The organism is Leuconostoc falkenbergense (genome assembly GCF_014634805.1).
GTDB lineage: Bacteria > Bacillota > Bacilli > Lactobacillales > Lactobacillaceae > Leuconostoc > Leuconostoc falkenbergense.
This window is the reverse complement of sequence record NZ_BMBS01000030.1, coordinates 1-24,045: the sequence shown is the minus strand read 5'-3', so window position 1 is coordinate 24,045 and position 24,045 is coordinate 1. Positions and strand designations below refer to the sequence as shown.

Genomic DNA, 24,045 nt, shown 5'->3' with positions numbered 1-24,045 from the left:
TGCCAATCAAAAAATAAAAGTTGCCTAATCAGTTCAGCCCTAGATAAAAAATAGTCCGAATTATTGACTTATGAGCATTATTACCACATGTCTTTTAATGTTTAAGAACACTTTAATTTGTTTAGGATATACAAAACTTACCCAAACCCTAAATAAAATATCGTATAGTGATAGTAGTAAACTTTAAAATTAATCATCTAACTATACTTTGTGAACGGAGATTTGCTGATGAAAGTACCAATGACAACCCCATTAGAACAGCTGCGTAGCGGCTTAATGACTTTACAAAACAAGACACTTATTGTTATTGCTAATTTCCGCAATAACATTTTGCACAATCGTGACTTGCGACGTGAACGTCCTATAAAAATGTCAGATACACGAGAATTGACAATTGTTCCTTACGAAGAAAAATCTAAGGTAGTTGACAATACGAGCTTTGCCTATGCACTTGAAGCTTCCATTACTGAAAGCGAACAAACACAAAAACAACATCATAGTAAATTATTGCGTGGTTTCAAAAATTTCTTCTACCATCCCCTACGTGTATTAGCGGCACTCATTATTATTATCTTATCTGTATATATTGCGTTAATGTTTGTAAAAGAAACTAATACCAACCAAAATCCGATTTCAAATTCACAACCACAATACAAAACCAAAAATTAAAAAGATGAGAACCAATGACGGTTCTCATCTTTTTAATTTTTAAAGGAATGAATTGGCGCGGGAATGTGCCCACCACGATTAATAAAATCAGCACTTGATTTTTCAACAACTGGCATAACTGGTGCAGTTCCTAAAAGGCCACCATAATCGACCATGTCCCCGACGTATTTCCCAATTGTTGGCAAAATTCGAACGGCCGTTGTTTTGTTATTTTGTACGCCAATTGCTGCTTCATCAGCAATCATCGCACTAATCGTTGTAGCTGGCGTGTCTCCGGGGATAGCAATCATATCCAAACCAACAGAACAAACCGAAGTCATGGCTTCAAGTTTGGCCAAAGATAATACCCCAGCTTTCGCAGCATCAATCATACCAGCATCTTCAGACACAGGAATAAAGGCACCCGATAAACCACCAACGCGCTGTGAGGCCATAACACCGCCTTTTTTGACAGCATCATTTAGTAACATCAATGCCGCTGTTGTACCATGCGCACCGACTTGCTCGAGACCAATTTCTTCCAGAACTTCTGCCACTGAATCACCACGTGCTGGCGTTGGTGCTAGACTAAGATCAACAATTCCAAACTCAACACCAAGACGTTGTGCCGCCAAAGAACCAACCATTTGACCAACACGTGTGATTTTAAACGCGGTCTGTTTGACAGTTTCAGCAACAACTTGAATCGACTCACCCTTAACTTTTTCAATGGCACGTTTGACAACACCCGGCCCTGAAACACCCACGTTAATGACAACGTCTGGCTCACTGACACCGTGAAAAGCACCAGCCATAAATGGATTATCCTCAACCGCGTTAGCAAAAATAACCAACTTAGCATTAGCAGTATCAGATTTTTCAGCAATTGCCATCACTGTTTCACCCATTAATTTGATGGCATCCAAGTTGATACCTGCTTTTGTCGATCCGATGTTAACACTTGACATAACCAGATCGGTTTCAGTTAATGCGCGTGGCATTGACTTAATCAAAGCCAAGTCACCATTAGCAAATCCTTTTTGAACTAATGCCGAATATCCCCCAATGAAATCAACACCAACAGTTTTGGCCGCATCATCCATAGCATGAGCGTAGTACAGCATCTCATCAGGCGTTGCGTGCCCAGCAATTAAGGCAATTGGTGTCACACTGATTCGTTTATTAGTGATGGGTATGCCAAATTCACGTTCAATTTGTTCAGCTACCGAAACCAAATCTTTAGCATAAGTTGTAATTTTATTATAAATATTTTGGGCGGTAGTTTTCGGATCACCCGCCACAGTATCTAGTAAAGAAATTCCCATCGTGATAGTACGAATATCAAGATGTTCTTCTTCAACCATCTGAATTGTTTCAAGTATTTGCTTTGTTTCCATTTTGTCTCCAGTAAACTGTGCTGAGATAGATGTAATTATCGTACTCAGAAGAGTTGATCTTGCGTTGAAACACGTGACATTGTCTCAAATATTTCTTCACGTTGCGTATGAATTGTTACACCCAATTCAGCACCCAACTGATTTAGCTCATCTTGTAATGCGTTAAACTGTTCATCTAGTGTTTCTAAATTGACTAACATACTCATGGTAAAAATATTTTGCATGATAGTTTGTGAAACATCTAAAATATTAATATGATGTTTTGATAAATTGCCAGCCACAGCTGCAATAATACCTGGCTTGTCTTGTCCCACAACTGTTACAACCGCTTTACTCATAATAATTCTCCATTTCATGTAATTATTTTAATAACGATGTTGATGGCGAGATTGCCATACCTTATAAAGCTCATCTAATCCTGAATCCGCCAAAACTTTAGCATAAGTTTTTGGCATCTGTGACAAGGCAATCGCAGATAGTTGTTTCTCAAATGGTGCAATCCGACTTGATACGATTTTATCACATCGATAGGATGCCAAATCAGCTATCACATTGGTATCTTGGTGAATCAAACTATCATCAATTGTCAACCACCCTAATTTACCTTTAACCAAAAATGGCTGAACCCAAGACGTCACTGTCAAATGCCAAGCATAACCATCTTCTTCACGAACAACTCGGTCAATATGCACCGTTGCTAACGCTGTACGTTTCGGTAGCATTAAGTCAAAAACACCTTGTTGTGATTTCGCCGATGAAACAACTAAAAAATCTGTAACACTTCCGGGATGCCAAGAGCGATATTCTATTTTTTTGGAACCAACCATAATTTGTGAAGCGTATGGCTGTCGGATAACTAATGCTTTCATCTAGCTTCCTAGTTTAAAGATTAAACCTAAAAGATTTCGCCACTAAAAGGTATCTCAGCTAAGGCATCAAAATCGTAAGTGGCTAAGTCTTCTACGCTTGTTAAGTAGGCAGTCAACGGGATACCCATCATCAAATTAACGGCCCCTTCTTTTTCCTTAACAACAATTACTGGTATCTTGTTTGCAACCGCATATCCGAATTCCCATGCTGTTCCAGGGTCTACCTCCTGCCCAACATAGTCAATCACTGCTACCATAACATCTGCATTGTTAATGGCATCAACGTCACCATTATAAGTCGCGATTCGCCATTCGGGAGAAAACATTTCAAATTCTTCATGCTGATGTTCACGAGGTGAAAATACAGATGAGGCTGTTGCATTTTTTTTCAAAGCAGATTCCGCTCTTGCCACACGGTCAACTTGCTCTTTATCGAAAAAAGGACTCGCCAAGTAGATTGTTTTTGCCATTTTTTTGCTCCAATTTTGTTAATAATACTAGTCTACCAGATAGCTGGTTATTCGACTAGTAATTCTTTTAACAAAAAAACGTGTTTTTAAACACGTTTTTAACGATACTGACGTTCGCCATCTTGCCAGCCCAAAAATTGAAATTGATGTTTTTGGGAAGTCGGTATTATAACATTCACATGAGAATCTAATAGCTGCGATTGGAATATTTTTTCATATTGTTCCACAGACACATGTTGTCTTTCAGACAACTGTTTTTCAACCGATTCAGCAGGTATTGATGACCTAAAATCTGGTTGAAGTGTCATTGAATAGAGCTCTGCTTCTGCACCAGAACCATAACTGAAAATAGCAATTTTTTCACCTGGATTCAAATCTTTTGAATGACTAAGCAATGACAAAAAACTAAGATAAACTGAACCAGTATACAAATTGCCAACATGACGGCTAAACTGTTGACTCGCAATTAAGTTAGTAACCAAACGTTTCTGGTGCGATTCATCAGCTTCAGACATAATTTGATCTAAAGCTTTTTTCCCCATTTTAGTGTAAGGCAAATGAAACGCAAATCCAGCAAAGTCATTCAAAACATGCGTTGTCTGATTTTTATAACGTTGCCAAAGCGTCAAAAACATTTCTTTATATACTTCAGTAGAAAGATGACCATCAACAAGTGCTTCAGTACGATCAACAGGTCGCCAAAAATCTGCTACTTCACGACTCATGTAGACAGAATCATCGTTAATTATTGTAATACGCGGATTAGTAGCAACAATCATTGCCACAGCGCCTGCTCCCTGCGTGACTTCTCCAGCCGTCGCCAACCCATAGCGGGCAATGTCTGAGGCAATAACGAGGACTCTTTTATCCGGATGAGCAGCAACATAATCACGCGCCTGCATCAAACCATACGTTCCAGCATAACAAGCCTGCTTAAGTTCAATCGTTCTGACAAACTCAGATAGTTGTAATAATTTTTGAACATAAATCGCACTCGACTTTGAATTATCAATACCTGATTCTGTGGCGAAAACCACCATATCAATGGTTTGCCTTTCTTGATCGTTAACGATTTGTCGCGCCGCATTAGCCCCCATCGTGACGACATCTTCATAATTAGGTATGACAGCCTGCTCATCTTGGCCAATGCCAATTGTATATTTATCCGGTTCGTCACCTCTTGCTTTCGCCAATGTTACTAAATCTAACACATATTCTGGTGTATAAAAAGCAATTTTGTCGATTCCAATATTCACTTTAAATTACCTCGATTACAATTTTAATGACTACATTCGTTTTAACAATTATTCTGCAACAGAGAGACCTTAGTACAAGGCTTTGACTTTGTCTTGAATGCTTTCATTGTTAATAAATTCATCATACGTTGTATCAACACGATCAACAGCACCTTTTGCGGATACTTCAATCACATGGTTAGCAGTTGTTGCCAAAAATTCATGATCGTGCGATGTCATAATGATTGAACCTTTGAATGCAACGACCGCATCGTTGAGTGACTGAATTGATTCCAAATCCAAATGATTTGTCGGATCGTCCATCAGCAAAACGTTTGCTTTAAGTAGCATCATTTTGGCTAACACAATGCGAACCTTCTCACCACCAGACAAAACATTAATTTGCTTTAGTGAGTCATCTCCCCGGAACAACATCTGACCTAACATGCCACGTAGACTTGTATTATCTTTTTGTTCTTCTTCTGCAAAATCACGTAGCCAGTCTAAAATAGTTAAATCTTGATTTTCAAAATTATCATTCAAATCTTTCGCAATATAGGACTGAGACGTAGTAACACCCCAAGTGACAGTCCCTTCATCAGGTTCTAAGGTTCCCGCAATAATTTGCATCAAAGTGGTAGTTGCTAAATCCGAACGGGACAAAATGGCAATCTTATCTCCCGGGCGACCAATAAAGGAAATATTATCTAGGACTTTTTCGCCATCAATTGTTTTGGAAACATTTTCAACACGAACCATATCATTACCCAACTCGCGATTTAATGGGAAGTTAATAAAGGGATATTTTCGTGATGAGGGCTTGATATCATCCAGCGTTATCTTATCCAGTTGCTTCTTTCGAGCCGTCGCCTGCTTAGACTTTGAAGCATTCGCAGAAAAACGTGCTACGAATTCTTGCAACTGTTTAATTTGTTCTTCTTTTTTGTCATTCTGTTGTGAAGCTAAACGTTGCGCCAATTCAGAAGACTCGCGCCAAAAATCATAGTTTCCGACAAACGGCGTAATCTTACCAAAGTCAACATCCAAAATATTCGTTGAGACCGCGTTCAAAAAATGGCGATCATGGGACACAACGATGACCAAGTTAGGAAAATCAGCCAAAAAATCCTCTAACCAATTAATTGTTTGGACATCTAGTCCGTTAGTTGGTTCATCCAAGACTAAGATATCTGGATTACCAAACAGTGCCTGAGCCAATAATACTTTGACTTTATCATTTTCTGTAAGTTCACCCATTAGCGTGTACTGCATGTCATCGCCGATGCCTAATTTACTAAGTAATTGCCCAGCTTCTACTTCAGCATTCCAGCCATCTAGTTCTTCAAATTCCGCACCTAAATCAGCCACTCGAACACCATCTTCATCGTTAAAATCTGGCTTCGCATAAATAGCGTCCATCTCAGTTTTAATTTGATAGAGTCTTTCGTGACCCTGAATCACAGTGTCTAATACTGTAAATTCATCAAAAGCAAAGTGATCCTGCTGTAAAGAAGACATTCTTTCGCCATCACCAATTGTGATCGTTCCTTCTGTGGGCTGTAATTCACCTTGAAGTAACTTCAAAAAAGTAGATTTACCAGCACCATTAGCACCGATAATGCCGTATGTATTGCCGGGCGTCAACTTTAAGTTGACGTCTTGATATAATTTTGGTCCTGAAAAACTAAAACTCATATTTGCGACTGTAATCACGTTAAGATCCTCCAATTTAAAAACTTGCCAAATCACATCATCATACCGCGTGATTTTACCAAATTACCTTATATTAGTGTAACAGAAAAAGCGCTAATTATCGCGCTTTTTCTAAATATCAATATGAAACAATCTCTCGGCCAATTAAGATTTAAAACCGCCATCAACCGGTAATTGAATATCGTCCTCTGTGCTGTCAGACAAATTGTGGAATCCCGCTTCAACAGGAATTTGATTTTCATCTGGATCGTCTCGCGTGTCACCAAAGAAAGTAAATAAGCTAAGGACAATATACATCAATCCAAAGTAGAAGCCATACTCGTGTGATACTAAGTCAAGCAACAATGTTGAAATTACTGTAAAGAGTACTGGTAAAAAAAGCAATACAAGTGGTGAGTAGCCGCGTTTGCGAACTTGATAACCCAAATACAAAGTGTAGATGCTGTTTAATAACATGTAGAAAAATATCACTTTGTGCAGACCACTCATATTAGTAATCCTGCCTAAAAATGGTAATAAAATACCCAAAGCAAATGCTGCGAGCCATTGATAGCCATAATATTTTATAAATTTTTCCATCATCGTTGCACCCGCCTTAAAAAGTTCTCATTATTTTATTATATTATACCCGATTACTGCAACTCACGCAAGACACTGATAGCCGACAAAGCGTAGAGTGGTGCAGTTTCAGCACGCAGTATCCGTGGGCCTAATCCAGCAGAAACAAAATCAACCTGAGTCATTTCTTGAATTTCATCTACTGTTAATCCACCTTCTGGTCCAAAGACCAAGACTAAATGACCATTATTTGGTACATGATTGACAGCGTCAATAAAAGCAGATATTTCACCCTCTTTTGCCGATTCTTCCCAAGCTACTATACCTTTGTCTTTTGGTAAATGTATTGCTGTTTTCCAAGTCAAAAAATCAATTTCTGGTATAATCAAACGATGCGACTGCTCAGCCGCTGCTTCCGTAATTTTTTGCAAGCGAGCTATTTTTTTGTCTTGTTGTTTGCGCCAATCGGCGACAGTGCGCGCCATTTCTGTGAAAATAATTCGTGTGGCACCTAACTCAGTAATTTTCTGAACGAACCATTCTGAACGGTCATTTTTTAAAGGTGATACAATGACTGTCACGTTAATCGGTATCTCAACAATTTGATTGAGATGCTCAATGACCGCCATGGATATTTGGTTCGCATCAATTTGAGTCACCTGACCAATGACAAGTTGTTGATTACTATCCACAAATTCCGCTTTTGTACCAACACGTGCCCGTAAAACACGACCAAAATGATTAAATGCAGCATCTTCACGGGTTAAATTAATGATTTCATGATTGATAGTACGTTTTAGAAAATATCGTTGCATTAATGATTCCCTTTAAAATTTATTGTCTTGAATGGCTAGTGCTATTTGCCTCAAAATATGTGTATCATGTTCAGCAATCATATTAACTAAAAAATCAACTTACACAAAAACGCAAGGCAAAGTATGTGACGACACTTGCCCATAATGGACCATGTTGGACTCGAACCAACGACCGGACGGTTATGAGCCATCTGCTCTAACCAACTGAGCTAATGGTCCAATACAATTATTGTACCAAAATTCTGGCTAATCTGCCATCCTGATTAAGCAACAAAAAAGCGCCGTTTGGCGCCACTTTGCTGGATTTTGACTCATGTCCTACTTAGTTTGTAAGTTAAAGTATGTGATTATCACGGGAGAATAATTATGAGTGCCAAAATTCATTATCGTACTATCAATTCAATCGTACAATAATAGTATAACACATTAAATAGTAATGATTACTTTTTATTCTAATTGACTTTTAGCAATGAATGCATGCCATTTACCCATAATCATATGCTCGCTAATCACAAAATGAGATCGACCTAATTGGTCAATTATTTGAGGTGCTATATCATCATAGATACCTGAAACCAAAAAATAGCCATCTTTTTTCAAATGTTTGGTAACTTGTGGTATCAGTCTCTCAATAACATCGGCCAAAATATTTGCCACTACTAGATTAACTTTTAGATTACTATCGACAGACTCAAGTAAATCACTCACCACAACAGTAACATCTTTAGCTACTGGATTTAATGTCAAGTTGGCTTGTGCCACTGCTACTGCAGATTCATCAATATCAGTAGCCAAAACAGTATCAACGCCCAATTGTTTGGCTGCTACGGCTAAAACACCTGACCCTGTTCCCACGTCAATCATGCTTTCACCACTGCGAATGACCGTTTCTAATGCCTGAAGCATTAGTCGTGTTGTCTCATGTGTGCCCGGACCAAAAGCTAGTTGTGGATCCATGATAATCGGATATTCATCTCGCTGGTTTGGCAGATACGCTTCCCATGATGGCACAACTGTCAAATGGCGTGTAATACGTGTCGCGTGGTAATAGTTTTTCCATTCATTTTCCCATTCCGATTGTGCAACACCTGCAACAGTAACACTGCCCGGTGTTGCATCAATACCATAACGTTGTAATTCATTTAGCTGAGACTGAATGTTAGTTACGGTCGCCGACAACTGCTCGTTATTCTCAAAATAAGCAATAACTTTGACAGGTACTTGATCATCAACGATTTGCACACCATCAGCACCAACAGTCCTCAAAATATCTGCAACAGATTCGACTGCTTCATTTTGGGTTGCAATTGTGACTGCTTGCCAATTATTTTTCGTCATCGTATACTACCACAACTTTTCCAATTGTGCGACCCTCCTCGACGGTTCGGGTTGCAGCACGTATATTTTCTACTGTAAAGCCTTGATAAGTCTTCGTTAGTGTTGTCTTGAGTTCACCCTTATCAAGTAATACGGCTATTTTTTCAAGTGCCATACCTTGGGATAACATATCGACATGATAGTTACCCTTGGCAAACATGAAGACCCAACTAAATTGCGCACCAATGTTTTTTAACGGTCCCATATCAATTGGCGCTGTTGTTTCAACAATTGAGGCTATTGTGCCAAATGGTTTAATGATTTGTGTGACTGTTGGCCAATAGGCATCTGTACTTTGCAAAATTGCAACATGATCAACTTTTGGATACTGAATATGTTGTAACTGGTCAACCAAATCCTGATGATAATCTAAAATAAAATCAGCCCCTAGCGACTTTACCCACGCAACTGATTCTGGTCTTGAAGCTGTTGTAATGACTGTCAATCCAATGTACTTTGCTAATTGAATCAGTATTGATCCAACGCCACCAGCACCATTGATAATCAGAATTGAACGATTAGAAATACTCTCTTTTTCTAAATCGTAGCCAAAAGCATCATGTAAAATTTCAAAAGCTGTGATAGAAGTCAGCGGCATCGCACTGATTTCAGCGATTGATAAATTATGAGGTGCATGTCCAACCAAATCTGCTTCAACAACTTGGTAGGCTGCGTTTGATCCTTGTTTCATTTGTGAACCAGCGTAATAAACAAGGTCCCCAACATCAAATCTTGATACTTCCGTACCGACCTTAACCACCTCACCAACTGCGTCAAATCCTAAAATTCGAAATTGTCCTTCGGCTTTATAACCAGCTCGCATTTTCGTATCAACTGGATTAACAGAAGTTGCCAAAACTTTGACCAAAATTTCTGAGTCACTTGGGATGGGCTGTTTGACTTGCTTAGATATGAAAACCTGAGGGTCATCAATATTTCTTGCGCGATCAAAACCAATCGCCGTCATTTTATGTTGACGTCCAATCGCCCATATACTTTTAATTTTGTCTAATATATTCATTCAGCTAACCCACTATTCAAAATATTATTTAAAGTGTCTTTGGTAATTTGATATTCTGGCTTGAAATTTTTTGTACGATACAACAACTCGATCGTAGCAATTTTGTCTGATGAAGTCGGCAGCTTATCCTTTAGGACGCGATCCCAGTTGTTGGCAACCATTGCATATTCAACCAATCGCAGTTCTTCCTGCGTTAGCTTACTAGCGGCTGACTCATTCTTTTTAATTTGTTCATCCACATACTTTTGTACCAACGCTTGACCTGCTGGTAAGTCAATCGGCTTTACTTGATAGGTCACTTTGGCATTGTGATATTTGTCAAATTTCACCGCAGTTATCTTGAAGTCACGATCACGTTGCAACGTTTCCAAATAACGTTGTGACAAGGCAGCCATAACAGATGATTTTTGATATTTAGTACCAGAAAAAGTAACCGAATCAGCTACTTTTTGATCTGATTGTAATGCTTTTTGAATGCTGCTAGCAATTTCAGCTTGCCATTTTTTTGTCGTTAAATTAACAACACTTTGCTTGTTATTAGTAGATGAATCACCTGTTAATCCAAATTCTAAAGCCGTTTTGGCATCTTTTTTAACTACTTGTTGCCGTGTCGTTTGTGAAACACCATCAACACCAAAAACTATTCTAGCAACCACGCCACTCACAACTAAAATCATCACAGCAATCGACAACGATGCCAAAATGATATTGGGTTTTATCAGTTGGCGCTTTTTGGTGGACCAATTACGCTCAACACGAGAACGATTTTGTTTAGTTTCCTCTGGCATATTGGGCATCGTCCTCCGTTTTGAGTACGGCCATGAAGGCTTCTTGTGGTACATCTACCGTACCAACTGATTTCATTCGTGCCTTACCACGTTTTTGCTTATCGAGCAATTTAGCACGTCGGTCTGGATCACCAGTGTGAATTTTGGCAGTAACATCTTTACGATAGGCCTTGATATTTGTTCGCGCTAATATTTTAGCACCAATCGCCGCTTGAACAGGAATTTCAAAGTTTTGACGCGGAATAATCCCCTTTAACTTTGAAGTAATGATTCGCCCACGCTCTGCCGCAAAATCACGATGAACTATGAAACTCAAGGCATCCACTTTCTCGCTATTTAACAAAATATCAATTTTGACCAAATCAGATTGGCGGTATGCTGATAACTCGTAATCCAATGAAGCATATCCGCGTGTACTTGACTTTAGTTTGTCGAAAAAGTTAAATATAATCTCAGACAGTGGCATATAGTATTTGACATTGACACGAGTTTCATCCAAATACTCCATCGTGTCAAATTCGCCACGCTTTCGCTGTGCCAACTCCATTACTGCACCGACATAGTCATTGGGTACCATAATTTGAGCATGAACATACGGTTCTTCAATCGTTTTAATTTTTGATGCCTCTGGCATTTCAGAAGGATTTTCAATAGCAATTGTTTCGCCTTCTGTTGTGGTAACTTTATAAGTTACTGATGGTGCAGTCGTAACCAGATCAAGTCCAAATTCTCGCTCTAGTCGCTCTTGAATCACGTCCATGTGCAATAAGCCAAGGAAACCAACACGATAACCAAACCCCAGTGCTTGTGAAGTTTCTGGTTCAAACGTCAATGCGGCATCGTTAAGCTGAAGTTTCTCGAGCGCCTCTCGTAAATCAGTATATTTAGCATTATCTGAAGGATACAACCCTGAATAGACCATTGGTGTCATTGGCTTATAGCCTGCCAATGGCTCACTGGCTGGATGATCAACTAGTGTAATCGTATCACCTGAATGTGTCGTATGAATATCTTTAATCGCTGCAGTCAAATAGCCTACATCACCCGCCATCAGGTAATCACGCTTTTGCGCATTTGGCGACATTACGCCGACCTCCGTGACCTCATATTCAGCCCCAGTATTCATCATACGAATTTTATCACCGGGCTTAACGATTCCCTCACGAACACGCATGTTCACTACCACTCCACGATAAGCGTCATACGCAGAATCAAAAATCAATGCCCGAAGCGGTGCGTCAATTTCACCTTCTGGTGCGGGTAAGTCTGCCACAATTTTCTCCAATAATTCTGGAATTCCAATACCTTGCTTTGCTGAAGCTAAAACCGCATCAGATGCATCAATACCAATGACGTCTTCAATTTCTTGTCGTACTTTTTCAGGATCAGCTGCGGGCAAATCAATTTTGTTGATGACCGGTAGAATCTCTAAATCATTTTCAAGCGCTAAATAGACATTGGCCAGCGTTTGTGCTTCAACGCCTTGCGCAGCATCAACTACCAAAATTGCACCTTCGGCAGCAGCCAAAGCACGCGAAACTTCGTAGGAAAAATCAACATGCCCTGGTGTATCAATCAAGTGAAAAATATAAGTTTCACCGTCGTTTGCATCATAATGAACTTCAACGGCATTTAATTTAATCGTAATGCCACGTTCACGTTCCAAATCCATTGTATCTAACAATTGATTTTGCATATCGCGTTCTGCAACCGTGTGCGTTTGCTCTAAAATTCGATCCGCAATGGTTGATTTACCATGATCAATATGTGCAACAATCGAAAAATTACGGATATGCTTTTGTCGTTCTTTTAATTGTGTTAAATCTAGTTCTGTCATAATTGGCATTTTTCTTTCAGTTTTATGTCTATTTAATTTTACCATAAAGGTCGCAATTACTTTCGACTCAGCTTTGATATATTTAGTGAAATAAGCGCCAATTTTTAATAAAAAAAAGACCCAATTACTTAAGTCTTTTTCATTCAATATTAAAACTTTAAAATATGTGGCCCAGTAGTCTGAAGACCACCAGATAGCAGCCTCATAACAGTAATCATTGTTTCATCAGATACTAACTTTGGTTTACCATTAACTAGTGTTTCATAGACCGTGTCATAAATACGGCCATAGTCGCCCTGAACGCTAGGTATATACTTATCAATGCGATCGCCACTCTGATTATAATACACTAAGTGACCAAAATTCTGTGGGGCGTCACTACCAAATCTTGGACTTCCAGGCATAATACCCGTCTTTAAGTCATTTTCTTGTTCATCAACGGTATATTTGATGAATGTACCTTTTGTGCCTCTTAGTTGCCACTTTGGATATTGAATCGTAGCTAACTCGGTCGTCTGAATAGTTGCTTTAAAGGATTCTGGATAAAACAAATTGACCTCAATTTGGTCATCTAAATGACTTTCAAGCACACGTGTTGCGCGTAAATCGTATACAGCCGCTTGTGGCGCCCCAAACAAACTGACAACTTGGTCAATTAAGTGAACACCATGACCAAATAGAGAGCCGTCAATCGCAGACCCTTCTAATTGACCATCCAGAGGACGATAGTGATCCATGTGAACTTCTAGGTCCGTTAATCGCCCCAAGTAACCGTTAGCAATTACTTGCTGTACCGTCAAAAAGTCGCTGTCAAATCTTCGACTTTGAAAAGGCATTAAAAATAAATTATTTTCCGCCGCCAGTTTAACAAGTTCTTCTGCCTCCTCAACACTGGCAGCCATCGGCTTATCCACTAACACGTTTTTGCCTGCTTGTAATAATTGTTTTGTAACTTGATAATGACTTTGTGATGGTGTCACAACAACCACTAAATCCAAACTATCATCAGTCACAATGTCTTCAATATCTGTCGTAAATATTGTGCCAGTTGCTTCAAGTTCAGCTTGTTCAGTTGGCTTTTTTCCAAGCGTTGGCGTTACGACACGTGTAACCCTAAATTTATCTTGTCGTAACTTTAAATAAGGTAAATGGTAGCGATTGGTACTTTTTCCGAAGCCTACAAAAGCAATATTTATCATCATGAGCCTCCAGTCATTTTATACTTCACTATAACACATAACAAAATATATTTACTTAATGACGATTTGCGTCAAATCTCCTAATCCGTTGGTGAGTCGTTGTATAACGTTCAGCTGAGCATATCGATTATCTTTAACAGATTCATCTTCAGCGTTAACCATTGTTTCATCAAAATAAGCTGCGATTGGTTGTTGCAATTTTGCCAAAGCCACGTAGAGATTTTCTGCACCATCATGCATCAAAGTATTTAAATCAAGCGTTAACGTTGCTTGATATAGGTCTTTTTCAGACTTATTTTCAAATTTAGCAGGATCAACCGTCGCATTAGTTACTTGCTTTACAGCTAAACGATCCACACGAGTCAACGCCTCAATTACATCTCGGAAGCCGGCATCACTACTATGTTGGGACAAGACTTCAATTCGCTGACTAATGTATACAATATCTGCTCTTTCAACATTGCCTAATCCAGCAGTGACAATGTCTTGACGTATTCCAGCATCTAGTGACAATTTGCGAACACGATCCAACATGAAATCAACAACCGTCGTCAAATCAGTTTCAGCTACCACACCTTGCTGTTGCACAAAGTCGGCTAACAAAGGTTGTAAATCAATATGCCAATTTTTATCCACCAATGTACGCACGATGCCGGTAGCCGCACGTCGCAAGCCATAAGGATCATTAGAACCACTTGGTATTAGTCCAGCGGCAAAGAATGTCACAATGCTGTCAAGTTTATCTGCAACGGCCAACAAAGCGCCTACTTCAGATTGTGCAACATCACCATTGGCTGAAGTTGGCATATAATGTTCTCGAATGGCTGTTGCAACCGCATCATTTTCGCCAAAAAGCTTGGCATAATGTTCGCCCATAATGCCTTGAAGTTCATCAAACTCACCAACCATGCCGGTCATCAAATCAAATTTATAAATTTCTGATGCGCGGGTCAAATCAGACTGCTGTGTGGCATCAAACTTCAAAGCAGTCGCCATTGCTGAAGCCAAAGCACCAGTTCGTTGCATGTGTTCATACACAGTACCAATTTTTTCATGGAAGACTAACTTTTTAACTTTAGTCATGTAATCAGAAATTGATTTGGTTTGATCTTCATGATAGAAGAATTCGGCATCTTCTAACCTTGCCACCAACACTTTTTCATTTCCCGCAATAACATTGTCTAAATGTTCACGATTACCATTTCGTATTGACAAAAAGTGCGGCAATAATTGTCCTTTTTCGTTCGTCACAAAGAAGAAACGCTGATGTTCACGCATTGATGTAATCAAAACTTCATCTGGAATTTCCAAATATTTCTCATCGAAACTGCCTGCGAAGGCTGTCGGCCACTCAACAATATTATTAACTTCTTCTAATAAATATTGCGCCGCATCGGTGTCAAGTTGCAGAACCCAACCATTAGCTTCAGCAATTGTATTCAACTGTGATCGAATTTCATTTTTACGCACTGTGGCATCAACAACAACATTAGCACTTTGCAACGTCGTCACATAATTATCCGCAGAAGTGATTTCAATATGTTCTGAAGATAGGAAACGATGACCACGTGTAAAACGATCTGTGGCAATATCCAACACATTGAAAGAGATAATCTCATTATCCAATAATGCTACGAGCCAACGAATAGGTCGAACATACAAAAAGCTGTGATTAGCCCACTTCATATAAGTTGAAAATTTCATTTGGGCGACAACTTCATCACCAATTTTAGCTAAAATTTCATTTGCTGCTACACCAGCAGTATGTTTTGTTAGCCAAACATATCCATCTTTAATTTCAAATGCTTCAGGATTAGCACCTTGACCACGTGCAAAACCTAATGCTGCTTTTGTCCAATTACCGTTTTCGTCTTGTGCGCGGTCAACAGATGGCCCGCGCTTTTCTTCGCTCAAACTTTCTGATGTTTCAGCGACATCTGTCAGAACAACAGCCAAACGTCGTGGGGTTGAATATGGTTTAATATCACCGACTGTTAAGCGATGCTCTGATAAGAATTTCTTAGTTCTTTCAATTAACTGAATTTCTGAACTAGTTACCAAATGAGCTGGTATTTCTTCAAGTCCAATTTCTAATAAAAATGTTGACATTAATTATTCTCCAATTTAAATTGTACGACAACCATCTTTTATAAAAGTTTTAGGATGGGAGTACATGGTTTTCAACATTAACTTTCGTTAAGCTTTTTTGATTGCATATTTGCCATTTTCACCAAGATACTTATCGCGTAACTGTTCATCTTTCAGCAGTGGAAATCCCAGTTTTGCACGTTCTTCGATAAACACTTTCGAAACTTTTCGAGCCATAGTACGAATTCTGTGTAAATAACCAGCACGTTCAGTGACAGATACTGTACCTCGTGCATCTAGTAAATTAAAAGTATGCGATGATTTTAAGATATAATCATAGGCTGGGTGAACAAGTCCTAACGCAAGTAAACGTGTGGCTTCCGCTTCAAATTCATCAAAATGCTTGAGTAGCATAGCTTGATCAGATTCCTCAAAAGCGTACTTTGAGTGTTCGTATTCAGGTTCTTTAAAAATATCCCCATATAACACGCCATTGCCCCATTCTAAATCATATACCGTCGGCACATCTTGAATGTATGATGCTAAGCGTTCCAGTCCATATGTGACTTCAGCAGTGACAGAGTCAACTTCAATAGCACCAACTTGCTGGAAATAGGTAAATTGGGTCACTTCCATGCCGTCTAACCAAACTTCCCAACCAATACCAGCAGCACCCATTGAAGGGTTTTCCCAGTTATCCTCAACAAAACGAATGTCGTGTTCCAATGGTTTAATGCCAAGTGCCTCCAGTGATCCCAAATAAAGTTCTTGGATGTTTGCAGGCGAAGGTTTCATCACAACCTGAAATTGATGATGTTGAAAAAGACGATTTGGATTGTCACCATAACGTCCATCAGCGGGACGGCGTGATGGTTGTACATAAGCAGCATGCCAGGGTTCTGGGCCATTTGCACGCAAAAAAGTGTAAGGTGACTGTGTTCCTGCACCCACCTCATTATCATAGGCCTGCATTAAATTTGCACCCTGTTTTGCCCAATATTGTTGCAATGTCAAAATAATATCTTGTAATGATAACTTTGTATCTGTCATGTCTTAATCCTTTGTAGTTTGAAATATGAGATGGTGTCCATCACATTATACGAATAAAATTGATATTTTTCTTTTATTTTTGATGAACCAACTAAATTAGTTCCCCTTGCAAACCCCTTTCTGCTCAGGACACAAAAAGCGTCCTAATGTCAAAATTAATTGACATCAGGACGCTATAACGCGCGGTTCCACCTGATTTCCGAGTTATAACTCGACACTCGATAGTTATTGTCGCTCCACCAACGCCACTTGGTTTCCTCACGATTCAAACTTGATACTGTTATTATGACACGTCGCTAGAGTATTCGTCAAGTGAATTTCTAAAAATTATTGTGATTGATATGTTTCACCAATTGTTGCAACAATCAGATTAAGCAATGCCTGACTTGGCGCAATTACATATATGACTCGAATATGTCCATCAGACATATGCCACTCAAGGTATGCCATATTCTTCACCTTAGCACTATTAGGTGACTCATAGGTCCCATCAATACGCAAAACATTGATAGTCGGAAAATTAGACAATGTTAACTGTGATTGTCCTACGACCTTTTGAAATGAAAAACTTGAAAAATCAACACCCCATCCTTGGCCCTGAGTACTGGTTAAAATCATAACTTGTTGCGTTTGTTGCAGCCATTGTAATGATGACGCGTCTTGTTGCCAGTTACCCTTGACCTGAAAATGCCCAAAATCCGAATCCCCTATGACATCAACTGGCAATTGCCGATAGGCTTTAGTGGCAGAATCATCTGGCACATCGACTACGGATTTATCAGGGATTTTAGATGAGACTGATGACGACGATGACGGTATGCGCTCCGTCGATGAAGATAATTCCGCACTATTACTAGTGTCAGATTCTGTGGTTCGCACTGTATTTTTTTCGACTTTCTGTTGTTTAAACACAGCATGCACCAGTGCTTTTTTAACATCCTGCCTAAACACAGAGCCAGCAGGCAATTGCAAGCCAATGGACAAACTAACCATAATAGCAAACCCAATGCCATAATATATTTTTTCTATTCTTGATAACAATGGTGTCCAATAAGCCGAACGCCTAGAAACCAGAAATACGAGCCATCCAAAATAGATCAATAGGACAAGTAAAACTAATATTGCGCTACGCAATTCAATTGAAATCTCAATGGCAATCCAAAGTAACGATGGACTTAGCAGGACAAACATAACCTGATTAATTGAAAACCCAGTATCACGTAAACGTCTAATGAACAACGAAAGACTTGGAATAAACAACACAATAAGAACGGCTGCATCAACTTTCAGTACCAACCAAAACGAGTTGCTGACTGTCAGTGTGACGAAACCAATAATCACTAATATTAAATCATTAACGACATGAATCCAAAAAAAATCTAATCGATAGGCACCACTATGAAAATCAAGCGCCTCTCGCCAAAATTTAAAATAGCGCCTAAACATTTTCCCTCCAAACAAAAAAACTTGGTAAAATACCAAGTTTAAAAGTTATTTCAGTATGACATAAGAATTAAATTGTTAATAATTCTTTTTCTTTTTCAGCTGCAATGCCATCAATTGCTTTAATATTTTCGTCAGTTAGCTTTTGCGTTTGATCTTCTGCCTTGCGAGCGTCGTCCTCAGGCATTTCTTTATCCTTTTTAATGTCATCCATGATGTCACGACGAACATTGCGGACTGAAACCTTGGCTTTTTCTGCTTCAGCTTTAACTTCTTTAGCTAATTCTTTACGACGTTCTTCTGTCATTTGCGGAATCGCCAAACGCACAATGTTACCATCGGAAGCAGGATTCAACCCAAGATCTGACACATTAATTGCATGAACAATTGCTTCCAAAGCACTTTTATCGAAAGGTGTAATCAGCAAAATGCGCGCTTCTGGCACCGAAATTGACGCCACTTGATTTAGGGGTGTCATGGCACCATAATACTCAACTTCAATACGATTCAAAATATTTGGATTAGCTCGACCTGTACGGATATTTGCCAATTCACGTTGTAAAGCTTCCTGTGCCCCTTGCATCCGCTCTTTAGCGTTTGTTAAATCAAAAGTCATTATTTTTCTCCTGTTACTGTGGTTCCAATAGGTTCACCAAGCACAACACGCTTGAGATTACCAGGTGTATTAAGATTGAACACGACCAATGGCATATTATTATCCATTGAAAGAGAACTTGCCGTTGAATCCATTACCTTCAACCCTTTTTGCAAAATTTCCAAGTGAGTCAATTCTGTAAATTTAACAGCATCAGCGTTTTTATTAGGATCTGAATCATAGATACCATCAACGCCATTTTTACCCATCAAAATAGCATCAGCATTGATTTCGTTAGCACGCAATGCTGCTGTAGTGTCGGTAGAGAAGTATGGTGATCCAGTACCGGCGGCGAAAATAACAATACGTCCCTTTTCTAAATGACGTATGGCACGTCCACGGATATATGGTTCTGCGATTTGTTGCATAGTAATTGCTGTCTGAACGCGTGTTTGAACGCCAGAACGTTCTAAGGCATCTTGCAATACTAGGGCGTTCATCGTAGTTCCCAACATACCCGTGTAATCAGCACGTGAGCGTTCCATACCAACTTTAGAAGCTGGTTCTCCGCGCCACAAGTTGCCACCACCAACAACAATTGCAATCTGAGTTCCCAAATCGTGAACTTCTTTCAGTTCTTCGGCAATAGCTGACACAACGGCAAGGTCAATACCTTGTCCCTTTTCACCAGCCAAAGCCTCACCTGACAACTTAATCAAAACACGTTTGTACTTAATATCAGTCATGTCTAACCTCTTTTATTTGCTTATACAATTATATCAAAAATCAGGCAAAAATTCCGAAAAAAAAGTGCGTTATCAACAATAACGCGCTTTTCATATAAATAATGATGGAGATTAATCAATACTAGATAACAATCATCCCACACTGAAAAATCAATTAACCTAGTTGCTTAGCAACTTCTTCAGCCAAATCTGTCACTTTTTTCTCAAGCCCATCACCGACTTGGTAGCGAACAAATGACTTCACAGAACCATTTTGTGAAGCAATAAATTGAGCGACTGTTTGATCACCATTTTTAACGAATGGTTGATCCAACAATGAGATTTCTGCCAAGAACTTTTTGATACGACCATCAACCATCTTTTCTTTGATGTTGTCTGGCTTACCTGCCAAATCTTCTGAAGCCAATTGTACTTCTTTTTCCTTGGCAACAACTTCTGCTGGTACTTGATCATCTGAAACATATTGTGGTGCAATAGCGGCAACGTGCATTGCAATATCTTTAGCAGCTGCTTCAGAAGCACCATCAACAACAACTAATGCAGAGATTGAACCGGCCAAGTGTGAATATGAACCAAAGTTTTCTGAGTCAGCTTTTTCAACAACTGTGAAACGACGTAAAGTAATCTTTTCACCTGTGATTTGTGTTGTACCCACAATTTTGTCGTTCAATGTTTGACCAGCTTCAACTTCAAGTGCCAAAGCAGCTTCAACATCAGCTGGTGCGAATTCAACAATTGTATTAGCAACAGCACGCAACAATTCGTTAAATTCTGCGTTACCAGCAACGAAATCTGTTTCTGAATTTAATTCAATAATTGCAGCACGATTGTCCTTAACAGCAACAGCTGTCATACCTTCTGCGGCAACACGATCGCCCTTTTTAGCGGCTTTAGCCATGCCCTTTTCACGCAATAAGTCAATTGCCTTGTCTAGGTCGCCATCAGCTTCGACCAATGCTTTCTTAGCATCCATCATACCAACAGATGTCTTATCACGTAGTTCCTTTACTTGTGCAGCAGTAATTGCCATTATAGTGCTCCTCTAAAATAATTTAATGTATTTTAATTATAACATACTAAAATACCATTCCGCGTCCCAAACAGGTTCGCAAGGAACGGTATTTTTAAATCATATAATTAGTTATTGCCTTCTTCAACAATGTTAGCAATTTCTTCGATTGATTCTGTATTTTCGTCACCTTCAACAAATGCGTCTTCTGGTGCTGAATCTTGACCTTGACGACCTTCGATAACGGCATCAGCCATCTTGGCAGTAATCAAGCGAACGGCACGAATAGCATCATCATTGGCTGGAATTTTAACATCAACAACATCTGGATTAGCGTTTGTGTCAATCATTGCCACAACAGGAATGTTCAACATGTTAGCTTCCTTAACGGCAATTTCTTCTTTCTTAGGATCAACGACAAACAAAACATCTGGCAATCCAGGCATGTCTTGAATACCACCCAAGAACTTTTCCAACTTTTCGCGTTGCTTGTTTAACAAAACAACTTCTTTTTTAGGCAATTGCTCAAATGTACCATCTTCGGCCATTGCTTGCAAATCCTTCAAACGTTGGATACGTGTCTTAATCGTGTTCCAGTTAGTCAAAGTACCACCCAACCAACGGTGGTTGATGTAATATTGACCGGCACGTGTTGCTTCTTCAGCAATAGCATCAGAAGCCTGCTTCTTTGTACCAACAAACAAAACATTTGCACCGTCAGTTGAAGCATTACGGATGAAGTTATAGGCTTCATCAACCAACTTAACTGTCTTTTGCAAATCGATGATGTGAATACCATTACGTTCCGTAAAGATATATTCGTCCATCTTTGGGTCCCAACGACGTGTTTGGTGACCGAAGTGTACTCCTGCTTCGAGGAGTTCTTTCATTGAAATAACTGCCATGATATGGCCTCCTAGGTTTTTCCGCCGACAAATTCGTGGTTCACGCTGACATTACTGCACCTACGTGTTCTCGTTTGTCGTGTGTATTTGTTGTTTTCCACAACAAGATATATTATACGGTATTTTTATATGTTTAGCAAGGACTTTATTGCCATACTTTAGTTACTTTGTGTGCCAATAAAAACATTTCTTTTTGAGGTCGTGTCAGCTTTTTAAAAGCTGCCTCTGCCTTTAATGCATCACTTTTAGTTTCAAATGATTCCTGATAAATCAATTGAAGTGGATGGCGGGACTTAACACGTGTAAATTTAGCACCCTTTCCCGCTTCGTGCGTCGCTAAGCGACGCATGACATTATCTGTAAAACCACCATAAAAATAGCCATCAGCAGTATATAAAACGTAAAAAAAATATGCTTTCATTATTACCAAGCCTTGCCATACAAAATGTTATTCATTTCGGGTGTGTAATCATTAGTCTCGTCGTATGCAATCAACGGCGGCAAAATTCGTACACCGCCTGGACGTCCTGATTTAATCGCTTCGATTAAAACCATATTTGCCTCACGACCAGCCTTACCATAGACAAATTGAACCCGCTTAATCATAAGTTTTCGTTTGGCAAAAGCTGCAAAAATATCTGCCAAACGGTCTGGTCGATGAACCATATAGAATTTACCATTATTTTTCAGTAATTTATTAGCAATTTGAGCTAAATTAGGCAAGTCGATTGTTAATTCGTGGCGAGCTAACTCATAGTGATGATCATGATTGGTTTTCGTGGTGTCATTTAAAGGAAAATAAGGTGGGTTACTGAGCACAGTTTCGACAGATCCCGGTTTGATGTCCTCAAAAATATTTTTCATATCCTTTTGTAGTACACTTACACGATCAGACATACCATTCAAATCAATACTTCGCTGCGCCATGGCTGCCAATTCAGGCTGGATTTCGACTAATGTGACGCGGCCACTCACTTTTGGCGCATAAAATAACCCCACCGCCCCAGTGCCAGCACCCAAATCAACAGCATGTCCCCGGCCTTTACCTTTAACATCTGCAAAATGTGCTAGTAAAATAGCATCAAGTGAATAGGAAAACATATCTGGATTTTGAATAATTCTAATATTTTGAGATGGTAAACCATCAATCCGTTCGCCGGCTGTTAAACTTGGCTCTGTCATTTGCGTTTCTTCCCTTTTCTCGGTAAAATTAAATTTGATTTCGTTTATGAGGTGAATAAATATGAAATTTTACGACTTTCTTCGTGGTGTTGCCGTGGCTATTATTTGGACTATCAACGGCCGCATCACCTATATGAACCGCGACAAACTACCTAAAGATGACAATTATGTCCTAGTTGGTCCGCACCGCACATGGTGGGACCCTGTTTGGTACGCGGTGGCTGCGTACCCCAAACACTTTATTTTCATGGCGAAAATCGAACTTTTTAAATTCAAGCCTCTTGCTTGGCTCATTAAGTCTGCTGGCGCTTTCCCAGTTGATCGCGAAAACGTTGGCCCAAGTGTCATCAAATACCCTGTACGTGAGCTCAAAAGTGGTAAAAGATCATTAATCATGTTTCCTTCAGGTTCTCGTCACAGTGACGACTTGAAGTCCGGCTCATTATTAATCGCGCGTATGGCCGGAAAGCCAATTGTACCGGCGGTATACCAGGGCCCAGTGAAGTTTAGCCAGCTCTTTAAACGTCATAATACCACAATTAATTTTGGAGAGCCAATCTACATTGAGCGCGCCGATAAATTGAATGCTGAAAACATTGCCAAATATACTGACATCATGCAAGCAGCTTTTGATAAACTAGATGATGAAATCAATCCTGATTGGCACTATATTGATCCTAAAAGAATACAAAAAAAATAAGCTTAGCGCTTATTTTTTTTGCGCATTTGCACTTTGCTGTTTCATTTGAGCCATCATTTGATTTAACTTTTTTTGTGATGGCTTTTGACCCATTGACATCATCATTGACTTCATCATTTCTTCAGAAATTGGTGGATTCTTAGCCAAATAGTTTTTCATTGAACTACGTGCCAAGAAGAAACCACCAGCCAAACCAATCGCCAAGGCCAAAACTGCAATCAAGATTACAAGTCCTGTACTCATGTTTTTTCTCCTCATCGAATGTCTGATAACAATTATATCACAGCCGGTTAGTGCATGCCATCTAAAAAGTGAAGTTAATATGAAGTGAACCCCAATAGTTGGACAAAATAAAATTAATTAACTAACAGACTCAGTGGTGAGTTGTCGATATTGAACC

The 24,045-nt window shown here is 39.3% G+C and carries 25 protein-coding genes and 1 tRNA gene; 2 read left to right on the top strand and 24 right to left on the bottom strand.

The window, feature by feature from the left end:
• The first annotated feature begins 228 nt into the window (after positions 1–228).
• Positions 229–669 carry a hypothetical protein gene (locus IEU71_RS07220; protein ID WP_004912226.1) on the top strand — a complete coding sequence of 147 codons (441 nt, stop codon included), beginning with the start codon at positions 229–231 and terminating at the stop codon, positions 667–669.
• Positions 670–701: 32 nt separating this feature from the next.
• Here the strand turns inward: IEU71_RS07220 and IEU71_RS07215 are convergent, their stop codons facing one another.
• The 23 genes from IEU71_RS07215 to IEU71_RS07105 form a co-directional block, all read right to left on the bottom strand.
• Positions 702–2,045 carry a PFL family protein gene (locus IEU71_RS07215; protein ID WP_004912228.1) on the bottom strand — a complete coding sequence of 448 codons (1,344 nt, stop codon included), beginning with the start codon at positions 2,043–2,045 and terminating at the stop codon, positions 702–704.
• A gap of 44 nt (positions 2,046–2,089) precedes the next feature.
• Positions 2,090–2,383 carry an ACT domain-containing protein gene (locus tag IEU71_RS07210; protein ID WP_004912231.1) on the bottom strand — a complete coding sequence of 98 codons (294 nt, stop codon included), beginning with the start codon at positions 2,381–2,383 and terminating at the stop codon, positions 2,090–2,092.
• Between the two features lie 27 nt (positions 2,384–2,410).
• Positions 2,411–2,914 (bottom strand): ASCH domain-containing protein, encoded by a 504-nt coding sequence (locus IEU71_RS07205; protein ID WP_004912235.1) that lies wholly within the window; start codon positions 2,912–2,914, stop codon positions 2,411–2,413.
• Positions 2,915–2,940: 26 nt separating this feature from the next.
• On the bottom strand, positions 2,941–3,384 hold the full coding sequence (locus tag IEU71_RS07200) for a nucleoside 2-deoxyribosyltransferase (RefSeq protein ID WP_004912238.1): 444 nt from the start codon (positions 3,382–3,384) through the stop codon (positions 2,941–2,943).
• A gap of 98 nt (positions 3,385–3,482) precedes the next feature.
• A complete protein-coding gene (locus IEU71_RS07195) occupies positions 3,483–4,640 on the bottom strand; it encodes a hydroxymethylglutaryl-CoA synthase (RefSeq protein WP_004912240.1) in 1,158 nt (385 codons plus the stop codon).
• A 69-nt stretch (positions 4,641–4,709) separates the two neighbouring features.
• Positions 4,710–6,332: an ABC-F family ATP-binding cassette domain-containing protein gene (locus IEU71_RS07190; RefSeq protein WP_004912242.1), complete on the bottom strand. Its 1,623-nt coding sequence runs from the start codon at positions 6,330–6,332 to the stop codon at positions 4,710–4,712.
• Between the two features lie 144 nt (positions 6,333–6,476).
• Positions 6,477–6,914, bottom strand: a complete 438-nt coding sequence (locus IEU71_RS07185; protein ID WP_004912245.1) for a hypothetical protein — start codon at positions 6,912–6,914, stop codon at positions 6,477–6,479.
• Positions 6,915–6,964: 50 nt separating this feature from the next.
• Entirely contained in the window at positions 6,965–7,705 is a 741-nt protein-coding gene (locus IEU71_RS07180) for an RsmE family RNA methyltransferase (protein ID WP_004912248.1), read from the bottom strand.
• Between the two features lie 145 nt (positions 7,706–7,850).
• Positions 7,851–7,924, bottom strand: a tRNA-Ile gene (locus tag IEU71_RS07175).
• Between the two features lie 228 nt (positions 7,925–8,152).
• Positions 8,153–9,043: a 50S ribosomal protein L11 methyltransferase gene (prmA, locus tag IEU71_RS07170; protein WP_004912251.1), complete on the bottom strand. Its 891-nt coding sequence runs from the start codon at positions 9,041–9,043 to the stop codon at positions 8,153–8,155.
• A complete protein-coding gene (locus tag IEU71_RS07165) occupies positions 9,030–10,103 on the bottom strand; it encodes a zinc-binding alcohol dehydrogenase family protein (RefSeq protein WP_036066679.1) in 1,074 nt (357 codons plus the stop codon). The genes prmA and IEU71_RS07165 overlap by 14 nt, the downstream gene beginning before the upstream one ends.
• Positions 10,100–10,891 carry a hypothetical protein gene (locus IEU71_RS07160; RefSeq protein WP_004912255.1) on the bottom strand — a complete coding sequence of 264 codons (792 nt, stop codon included), beginning with the start codon at positions 10,889–10,891 and terminating at the stop codon, positions 10,100–10,102. Before IEU71_RS07160 ends, IEU71_RS07165 begins: the two co-directional genes overlap by 4 nt.
• Complete coding sequence (lepA, locus tag IEU71_RS07155) at positions 10,875–12,728, bottom strand: translation elongation factor 4 (protein WP_036066685.1); 1,854 nt, start codon at positions 12,726–12,728, stop codon at positions 10,875–10,877. The genes IEU71_RS07160 and lepA overlap by 17 nt, the downstream gene beginning before the upstream one ends.
• 149 nt (positions 12,729–12,877) lie before the next feature.
• Positions 12,878–13,927, bottom strand: coding sequence for a Gfo/Idh/MocA family oxidoreductase (locus IEU71_RS07150; protein ID WP_004912261.1), 1,050 nt, complete (start codon positions 13,925–13,927; stop codon positions 12,878–12,880).
• Between the two features lie 51 nt (positions 13,928–13,978).
• Positions 13,979–16,036, bottom strand: a complete 2,058-nt coding sequence (gene glyS / locus IEU71_RS07145) for a glycine--tRNA ligase subunit beta (RefSeq protein ID WP_004912264.1) — start codon at positions 16,034–16,036, stop codon at positions 13,979–13,981.
• An 87-nt stretch (positions 16,037–16,123) separates the two neighbouring features.
• Complete coding sequence (glyQ, locus tag IEU71_RS07140) at positions 16,124–17,065, bottom strand: glycine--tRNA ligase subunit alpha (protein ID WP_004912268.1); 942 nt, start codon at positions 17,063–17,065, stop codon at positions 16,124–16,126.
• 327 nt (positions 17,066–17,392) lie between these two features.
• The gene (locus IEU71_RS07135) at positions 17,393–18,511 is read right to left on the bottom strand and encodes a DUF805 domain-containing protein (RefSeq protein WP_004912270.1); all 1,119 of its coding nucleotides are present in this window, start codon (positions 18,509–18,511) and stop codon (positions 17,393–17,395) included.
• A gap of 67 nt (positions 18,512–18,578) precedes the next feature.
• Positions 18,579–19,124: a ribosome recycling factor gene (frr, locus tag IEU71_RS07130; RefSeq protein WP_004912273.1), complete on the bottom strand. Its 546-nt coding sequence runs from the start codon at positions 19,122–19,124 to the stop codon at positions 18,579–18,581.
• A complete protein-coding gene (gene pyrH / locus IEU71_RS07125) occupies positions 19,124–19,849 on the bottom strand; it encodes a UMP kinase (protein ID WP_004912275.1) in 726 nt (241 codons plus the stop codon). The genes frr and pyrH overlap by 1 nt, the downstream gene beginning before the upstream one ends.
• 154 nt (positions 19,850–20,003) lie before the next feature.
• Positions 20,004–20,879: a translation elongation factor Ts gene (gene tsf / locus IEU71_RS07120; protein WP_004912278.1), complete on the bottom strand. Its 876-nt coding sequence runs from the start codon at positions 20,877–20,879 to the stop codon at positions 20,004–20,006.
• Between the two features lie 107 nt (positions 20,880–20,986).
• Positions 20,987–21,763: a 30S ribosomal protein S2 gene (gene rpsB, locus IEU71_RS07115; protein WP_004912281.1), complete on the bottom strand. Its 777-nt coding sequence runs from the start codon at positions 21,761–21,763 to the stop codon at positions 20,987–20,989.
• A gap of 145 nt (positions 21,764–21,908) precedes the next feature.
• Complete coding sequence (locus IEU71_RS07110) at positions 21,909–22,184, bottom strand: GIY-YIG nuclease family protein (RefSeq protein ID WP_004912284.1); 276 nt, start codon at positions 22,182–22,184, stop codon at positions 21,909–21,911.
• Between the two features lie 2 nt (positions 22,185–22,186).
• Entirely contained in the window at positions 22,187–22,945 is a 759-nt protein-coding gene (locus IEU71_RS07105; RefSeq protein WP_004912287.1) for a tRNA1(Val) (adenine(37)-N6)-methyltransferase, read from the bottom strand.
• Between the two features lie 61 nt (positions 22,946–23,006).
• Between IEU71_RS07105 and IEU71_RS07100 the strand changes: the two genes are divergently transcribed.
• Positions 23,007–23,645 carry a lysophospholipid acyltransferase family protein gene (locus IEU71_RS07100; protein WP_080519037.1) on the top strand — a complete coding sequence of 213 codons (639 nt, stop codon included), beginning with the start codon at positions 23,007–23,009 and terminating at the stop codon, positions 23,643–23,645.
• A 9-nt stretch (positions 23,646–23,654) separates the two neighbouring features.
• Here IEU71_RS07100 and IEU71_RS07095 read toward each other — a convergent pair whose 3' ends face one another.
• Complete coding sequence (locus IEU71_RS07095) at positions 23,655–23,888, bottom strand: YneF family protein (protein WP_036067662.1); 234 nt, start codon at positions 23,886–23,888, stop codon at positions 23,655–23,657.
• Positions 23,889–24,045: the final 157 nt, after the last annotated feature.

Excerpts from the sequence above, each read along its gene's own strand:
- glyQ (WP_004912268.1), bottom strand. The coding sequence starts at position 17,065 with ATGACAGATACAAAGTTATCATTACAAGATATTATTTTGACATTGCAA.
- IEU71_RS07180 (WP_004912248.1), bottom strand. The coding sequence starts at position 7,705 with ATGCAACGATATTTTCTAAAACGTACTATCAATCATGAAATCATTAAT.
- frr (WP_004912273.1), bottom strand. The coding sequence starts at position 19,124 with ATGACTTTTGATTTAACAAACGCTAAAGAGCGGATGCAAGGGGCACAG.
- IEU71_RS07095 (WP_036067662.1), bottom strand. The coding sequence starts at position 23,888 with ATGAGTACAGGACTTGTAATCTTGATTGCAGTTTTGGCCTTGGCGATT.
- IEU71_RS07185 (WP_004912245.1), bottom strand. The coding sequence starts at position 6,914 with ATGATGGAAAAATTTATAAAATATTATGGCTATCAATGGCTCGCAGCA.
- prmA (WP_004912251.1), bottom strand. The coding sequence starts at position 9,043 with ATGACGAAAAATAATTGGCAAGCAGTCACAATTGCAACCCAAAATGAA.
- IEU71_RS07110 (WP_004912284.1), bottom strand. The coding sequence starts at position 22,184 with ATGAAAGCATATTTTTTTTACGTTTTATATACTGCTGATGGCTATTTT.
- IEU71_RS07100 (WP_080519037.1), top strand. The coding sequence starts at position 23,007 with ATGAAATTTTACGACTTTCTTCGTGGTGTTGCCGTGGCTATTATTTGG.
- pyrH (WP_004912275.1), bottom strand. The coding sequence starts at position 19,849 with ATGACTGATATTAAGTACAAACGTGTTTTGATTAAGTTGTCAGGTGAG.
- IEU71_RS07210 (WP_004912231.1), bottom strand. The coding sequence starts at position 2,383 with ATGAGTAAAGCGGTTGTAACAGTTGTGGGACAAGACAAGCCAGGTATT.
- IEU71_RS07220 (WP_004912226.1), top strand. The coding sequence starts at position 229 with ATGAAAGTACCAATGACAACCCCATTAGAACAGCTGCGTAGCGGCTTA.
- rpsB (WP_004912281.1), bottom strand. The coding sequence starts at position 21,763 with ATGGCAGTTATTTCAATGAAAGAACTCCTCGAAGCAGGAGTACACTTC.
- IEU71_RS07150 (WP_004912261.1), bottom strand. The coding sequence starts at position 13,927 with ATGATAAATATTGCTTTTGTAGGCTTCGGAAAAAGTACCAATCGCTAC.
- tsf (WP_004912278.1), bottom strand. The coding sequence starts at position 20,879 with ATGGCAATTACTGCTGCACAAGTAAAGGAACTACGTGATAAGACATCT.
- IEU71_RS07165 (WP_036066679.1), bottom strand. The coding sequence starts at position 10,103 with ATGAATATATTAGACAAAATTAAAAGTATATGGGCGATTGGACGTCAA.
- IEU71_RS07205 (WP_004912235.1), bottom strand. The coding sequence starts at position 2,914 with ATGAAAGCATTAGTTATCCGACAGCCATACGCTTCACAAATTATGGTT.
- lepA (WP_036066685.1), bottom strand. The coding sequence starts at position 12,728 with ATGACAGAACTAGATTTAACACAATTAAAAGAACGACAAAAGCATATC.
- IEU71_RS07135 (WP_004912270.1), bottom strand. The coding sequence starts at position 18,511 with ATGTTTAGGCGCTATTTTAAATTTTGGCGAGAGGCGCTTGATTTTCAT.
- IEU71_RS07160 (WP_004912255.1), bottom strand. The coding sequence starts at position 10,891 with ATGCCAGAGGAAACTAAACAAAATCGTTCTCGTGTTGAGCGTAATTGG.
- IEU71_RS07105 (WP_004912287.1), bottom strand. The coding sequence starts at position 22,945 with ATGACAGAGCCAAGTTTAACAGCCGGCGAACGGATTGATGGTTTACCA.
- glyS (WP_004912264.1), bottom strand. The coding sequence starts at position 16,036 with ATGTCAACATTTTTATTAGAAATTGGACTTGAAGAAATACCAGCTCAT.
- IEU71_RS07215 (WP_004912228.1), bottom strand. The coding sequence starts at position 2,045 with ATGGAAACAAAGCAAATACTTGAAACAATTCAGATGGTTGAAGAAGAA.
- IEU71_RS07200 (WP_004912238.1), bottom strand. The coding sequence starts at position 3,384 with ATGGCAAAAACAATCTACTTGGCGAGTCCTTTTTTCGATAAAGAGCAA.